The organism is Streptomyces recifensis (genome assembly GCF_002154615.1).
In the GTDB taxonomy this organism is placed as follows: Bacteria; Actinomycetota; Actinomycetes; order Streptomycetales; family Streptomycetaceae; genus Streptomyces; species Streptomyces griseoluteus.
On the sequence record NZ_MUNH01000754.1, the window covers coordinates 1 to 5,679 of the forward strand.

Genomic DNA, 5,679 nt, shown 5'->3' on the forward strand with positions numbered 1-5,679 from the left:
CGGCGAGCGCGGCGACCTGGGCCAGCAGCGTCAGCACCAGGGCGACCACGCCGAACGGCCCGATGTCGGACCGCTTCATGATGGCGAGGGCCTGCTCGGCGGGCTTGCCGCTGCCCAGCCCGTCGGCGGTGTCGGCGAGCCCGTCCAGGTGCAGCCCGCGGGTGAGCGCGGCCGGTACGGCGGTGGAGGCGACGGCGGCGAGCAGCGGGCCCGCGCCCAGCAGCAGGAGCGACAGTCCGAGCCCGGCCGCCGCGAGGCCGACGGCCAGTCCGGTCAGCGGTGCGCACAGCATGCCCGCCCGCGCGGCCGTCCGGTCCCAGCGGTGCACCCGGACCGGGATCACGGTGAGGGTGCCGAAGGCGAAGCGGGGCCCGTCGAGCGGGTGGGGCGGCGGGGTCTCGGACATCGGCGCAGGCTACCGGGGCTGTCGCCGGGCCCGGTCGGCGGGCCGGGGATAAAGTGCGCGCATGGGGCACTGGTGGGAGCGGAACATCCTGGAACCGGGCAAGCTTCCGCTGCTGCTGGCCCTCTTCTCGTTCGTGCTCACCTTCGTCGTGACCCGGATCATCGTCCGGCTGATCCGCGCCGGGAAGGGCCCGTTCGGCAACGTCCAGGCGGGCGGGATGCACATCCATCACGTGGTGCCCGGTGTGGTGCTGACCGTCGTCGGCGGCTTCGGCGCGGTCGCCAGCGACCGGCACGGGGCGGGCGGCGCGATCGCCGCCGTGGTCTTCGGGATCGGCGCCGGGCTGGTGCTGGACGAGTTCGCGCTGATCCTGCATCTGGACGACGTGTACTGGAGCGCGGAGGGGCGCAAGAGCGTCGAGGTCGTGGTCGTCACCGCCGCGCTGGTCGGGCTGCTGCTCGCCGGCTTCTCGCCCTTCGGGGTCAACGACCTCTCGCAGGACGAGCTGCAGGACCGGGGCGAGGTCATCGCCTTCGTCACCGCCAACTTCCTCGTCTCGCTGGTCGCGTTGAGCAAGGGCAAGGCCCGTACCGCCGTGTTCGGCGCGATCGTGCCGCTGCTGGCCCTGGCGGGCGCCATCCGGCTGGCCCGGCCGGCCTCGTTCTGGGCACGGCGCTTCTACGGCCGGCGCCCGCGCGCCCGCGCCCGGTCCCTGCTGCGGGCCTACCGGCACGACCGGCGCTGGGCCGGGCCCCAGCGGGTGGTTCAGGACTGGATCGGCGGCAAGCCCGACCCGTCCCCGGCCCGGCTGCCGAGGGGCGGCTGAAGCCCCGCCAGGCACAGGGTGCCCACGGCGAGCAGGGCCGCGAGATGCTCCTTGCCGGCCAGGTTGTCCTTGAGCAGCACCTCGATCACCATCGCGGCCGGTACCGCGACCGCCGTCACGCGGGCGTGGTGCCGTACCGCGACGTACACGGCGAGGCCCACCACGGCCGCCGACGGGCCGGTGTCCACCACGAGGGCGTCCGAGGCGGGCAGGCCGAAGGGGGCGTGCGGGCCGAGGGCGACGCCGGCGCGGGCGTACAGCGTCCCGGCGAGCGTGGCGGTGTAGGCGATGAGCAGGGTGCGGCGGCGGCCGAGACAGAGTTCCGCGATGCCGAACACGCACAGCACCTGGGCCAGCGCGCCCCACACCGGCAGGTCCAGGGCGGGCACGAACAGGGACAGCGGGGTGCGCAGCAGGGCCAGCCACAGCGGGTCGGCGGCCCGTACGGCGCCGGCCGCCTCCACCAGGGCGAAGCCCCAGGGCTGGTTCTGCACGAACTGGAGCAGCGCGGTCAGGCCCACCGCGCCGAGCGTGAGCGGCGCCCCGAGCAGCGGGCCGCGCGCGAGCAGCGCCGTCCGCAGGGCCGCGTACAGCGGGCCCCACTCGGCGCGGGCCCACGCTCTCACCGGTGGGTCTCCAGCTGTCTGCGGTGCAGCCACTTCGGCAGGCCCGGCGCCTCCAGGAACCCCTCCGCGCGGGCCGCCGCCAGGGCGATGCGGGGCAGGTCGGCGCTCTTCTCGAAGAGCAGGAAGCGGGGCTCCCAGATGGGGCGGTACTTGGCGTTGGCCCGGTACAGCGACTCGATCTGCCACCAGCGGGAGAAGAAGCTGAGCAGCGAGCGCCACAGCCGCAGCACCGGCCCCGCGCCGAGACGGGCGCCGCGCTCGAACACCGACCGGAACACGGCGAAGTTCAGCGAGACCTGGGTGACCCCGATCTCCCGCGACCGGCGCAGGAGGTCGATCACCATGAACTCCATCAGGCCGTTGTCGCTGTCCCGGTCACGGCGCATCAGGTCCAGCGAGAGCCCGCCCGGACCCCAGGGCACGAACGACAGCAGGGCGCGCAGCCGCCCCTCCGCGTCGGTGCACTCCAGCATCACGCACCGGCCGTCCCCGGGGTCCGCGAGCCGGCCCAGCGCCATGCTGAAGCCGCGCTCGGTGGCGCCGTCCCGCCAGTCGTCGGCCCGCTCCACGAGACGGGCCATCTCGGCCGCCGGGATGTCCTCGTGCCGCCGCATCCGCACCTCGTACCCGGCCCGCCGCACGCGGTTGTACGCCTGCCGCACGGTGCGCATGGCGCGGCCCTCCAGGGTGAAGTCGGCGACCTCCACGACGGCTTCGTCGCCGAGTTCGAGGGCGTCCAGGCCGTGCCGGGCGTAGACGGTCCCGGCCTCCTCGCTCGCGCCCATCACCGCGGGAATCCAGCCGTGGGCCCGCGCCTCGGCGAGCCAGGGCGCGATGGCGCCGGGCCATGCCTCGGGGTCGCCCAGCGGGTCTCCGGAGGCCAGGCTGACCCCGCCCACCACCCGGTAGGCGACGGCCGCCTTGCCGGTCGGGGACCACAGCACGCTCTTCTCCCGGCGCAGCGCGAAGTAGCCGAGGGAGTCGCGTTCGCCGTGCCGCTCCAGCAGCTCCCGCAGCCGCTCCTCGTCGTCCTCGGTGAGCGGGTCGACGGCGCGGCGGGAGCGGAACGCGGCGTACAGGACGGCGAGGAGGAGGGCGGTGCTGAGCACGTTGACGCTGACGTCGGCCCAGTTGGGCGGGTCGATGCCGGGGAAGCCGGACTCCTCGGTGGCCACCGACACCAGTCGCAGCGTGCCGTACTGCCAGCGCTCCCAGAACGTCGAACGGGCCGCGTCGGGCGCCTGGTTGGTGGCCGTCACCAGCAGCGCGGCGAGCAGCGAGGCCGCCGTACCGCCACCGAGGGCCACGGCCGTGGCGAGGCGGGGGTTGGCGCGGTCGCCCTTGGCGTAGAACTCCCGGCGGCCGACCAGCAGGACGGCGACGAAGGCGGCCGTCAGTGCCAGGGAGACCCAGTTCTGCGGGGAGCGGCGGATCTCCGGGAAGGCCATGGCGATGGCGAACAGTGCCAGGAACGCCCCGCTGAGCACCAGGTTGAGAATCCACGCGGCCCGCTTGCGCCGCCGCATGGTGATGGCCAGGAAGGCGGTGAACACACCCGAGGCGAAGCCGGCCGTCAGCAGATACGGCGTGAACAGGTTCTCCTGGTTGTGGCGGCGCACGTCCTGGCCCAGCGAGACCCACACCGCGCTGAGGAAGTTGACGAACGCGACGGCCCGCAGGTACCAGACGGCACCGGCGGCGGCCCGGCGGGACGACACCCCGCCCGGCCGCCGCCCCGGCTGCTCGGTCCGCCGGTCCGGCTCCGTCCGTCGGTCCGGCTCGCACGACCGGTCGGCAACTCGGACATCTCCCATGAGCGGTGATCATATGTCCGCATTTGCCGGGAATCGCGCTCATCGGCGCCGTGGGATGCGGCCGGGCTAGACGCTCTGTCCGGACTCTGCGGACTCCACGGCCTTCTCGGTCTCCGGCCGCTCCGGAAGCTCGGCGGCCAGCGCCGCGGCCGAGCGGACCAGGGGAAGGGCCAGCAGTGCGCCCGCGCCCTCGCCGACCCGTACGCCCTGGGTCAGCAGCGGCTCCAGCGCCATCCGGTCCAGCGCCTTGGCCTGCCCCGGCTCACCGCTGTCGTGGCCCGCGAGCCACCAGTCCGGCGCCCGGAACGCCACCCGCTGCCCCACCAGCGCGCAGGCCGCGGCCACCACGCCGTCCAGGATCACCGGCAGCTTGCGCACCGCGCACTGGAGCAGGAACCCGGTCATCGCCGTCAGGTCGGCGCCGCCCACCGTCGCCAGCAGTTCGAGCTGGTCGCCGAGGACCGGACGGGCCCGGCGCAGCGCGTCCCGCACCGCCGCGCACTTGCGCATCCAGGCCAGGTCGTCGATGGCCTCGCCGCCGCGCCCGGTCACCACCGAGGCGTCCGTCCCGCACAGCGCGGCCACCAGTACCGCCGCCGCCGTCGTGCCGCCCACGCTCAGGTCGCCGAGCACCACCAGGTCCGTACCGGAGTCGGCCTCCTCGTCGGCGACCGCCATGCCCGCCCGGAAGGCCGCCTCGGCCTCCTCGGCGGTGAGCGCGTCCTCGATGTCGATCCGGCCGCTGCCGCGCCGCACCCGGTGCCGGGTCACCTCGGCGGGGAAGGCGTCCGGGTCGCAGTCCAGGGCCAGGTCGACCACCCGTACCGGCACGTCCAGCCGGCGGGCCAGCACCGCGGCCGGGCTCGCGCCCTCGAGCACCGCGCGGACCAGGGCGGCCGCGCCGGCCTCCGGGCGCCTGGAGACGCCGAGGGAGGCGATGCCGTGGTCACCGGCGAAGAGGACCAGCTTCGGGTGCTCGACGGGCCGTACCGGCACCGCGCCCTGCGCGGCCGCCAGCCACTCGCCCAGCTCGTCCAGCCGGCCCAGCGCGCCGGACGGTACGGCCAGGCGCTCCCGCCGCGCCTCGGCGTCCCGGCGCACGCCGCCGTCCGGGCGCTCGATCAGATCGGTGAAGTCGTCGAGTTGAAGGCTGTCCATTCGCGGAACAGTACCGCCCGCGCGCGAGGCATCCCGCGCCACACCGCCACCACGCCCGGCGCACGTCATTGCACCCAAGATCGGCATCCCATACGTTCCGGTTTACCGCGAAATGCCCGTACAGGAGCCGCCATGCCGTCCTCGTCCTCCGCCCCGCAGGTCAGCGACCGGTTCCCCGGCCCGCGCCGCGAGGACTGTCCCTGGTGCGGCTCGGCCCGCCTGCGCACCCGGCTGCGCGGGCCCCGAGCCGTCGCCCTCGACGAGTGCGAGGGGTGCGCCCACGCCTTCCAGAACCCCCGGTCGCCCGCCGACGCCCCCGCGTCGTCCGGCCGCTCCCACCGCGCCACCGCCCGCGCCCTCGCCGGGCTGGCCGACCCCGAGAGCTGGCTCGACGTCGGGACCGGGCACGGCCATTTCCCGGAGGCCGCGCGGGAGTTCTTCCCGTACACCAGCTTCGACGGACTCGACCCCACCGCGCGGGTCGAACGGGCGCTCGCCGAGGGCCGGGTCGAGGAGGCTCACCGGGGGCTGCTCACCACGCCCGGCGTCACCGACCGGCTGCGCGCCCGCTACGACGTGGTCAGCATGCTCCACCACCTGGCCCACGTCCCCGACCCGCGCGCCGAACTCCGGGCCGCCCTGGCCGTACTCCGCCCCGGCGGCCACCTCGTCGTCGAGGCCCCGGCCCCCGACAGCGCCTATGCCACCCTTCTGGGCCCGTACTGGCTCCCGCACCGGCACGCCCACCTGCTCCCGCTGCCCAACCTGGAGGCCGAACTGCACGCCCTGGGCTGCACGGTCACCACCACGGCCCGCGTCCACCAGCCCCAGGACCTCACCGCGACCTTC

General features: G+C 75.1%; 6 protein-coding genes. 2 read left to right on the top strand and 4 right to left on the bottom strand.

Annotated elements, in window-relative coordinates; translation table 11 throughout:
* The coding region (locus CCN33_RS29300) for an adenosylcobinamide-GDP ribazoletransferase (protein ID WP_140394742.1) at positions 1 to 406 on the bottom strand (406 nt) is incomplete at its 3' end.
* Between the two features lie 61 nt (positions 407 to 467).
* Between CCN33_RS29300 and CCN33_RS29305 the strand changes: the two genes are divergently transcribed.
* Positions 468 to 1,232, top strand: a complete 765-nt coding sequence (locus tag CCN33_RS29305) for a hypothetical protein (RefSeq protein ID WP_086696377.1) — start codon at positions 468 to 470, stop codon at positions 1,230 to 1,232.
* On the opposite strand, the gene CCN33_RS32585 is transcribed toward CCN33_RS29305, so the two are convergent.
* The 3 genes from CCN33_RS32585 to cobT all read right to left on the bottom strand — a co-directional run bounded on the left by CCN33_RS32585 (position 1,172) and on the right by cobT (position 4,830).
* Entirely contained in the window at positions 1,172 to 1,858 is a 687-nt protein-coding gene (locus CCN33_RS32585) for a hypothetical protein (RefSeq protein ID WP_208621955.1), read from the bottom strand. The two genes, CCN33_RS29305 and CCN33_RS32585, sit on opposite strands and share 61 nt — an antisense overlap.
* Positions 1,855 to 3,672 (bottom strand): phosphatidylglycerol lysyltransferase domain-containing protein, encoded by a 1,818-nt coding sequence (locus CCN33_RS29315; RefSeq protein WP_244173978.1) that lies wholly within the window; start codon positions 3,670 to 3,672, stop codon positions 1,855 to 1,857. Before CCN33_RS29315 ends, CCN33_RS32585 begins: the two co-directional genes overlap by 4 nt.
* 66 nt (positions 3,673 to 3,738) lie before the next feature.
* Positions 3,739 to 4,830, bottom strand: coding sequence for a nicotinate-nucleotide--dimethylbenzimidazole phosphoribosyltransferase (gene cobT, locus CCN33_RS29320; protein WP_086696379.1), 1,092 nt, complete (start codon positions 4,828 to 4,830; stop codon positions 3,739 to 3,741).
* A 132-nt stretch (positions 4,831 to 4,962) separates the two neighbouring features.
* On the opposite strand from cobT, the gene CCN33_RS29325 reads away from it, so the two are divergent.
* A partial coding sequence (locus CCN33_RS29325) for a class I SAM-dependent methyltransferase (RefSeq protein WP_086696380.1) occupies positions 4,963 to 5,679 on the top strand: 717 nt, incomplete at its 3' end.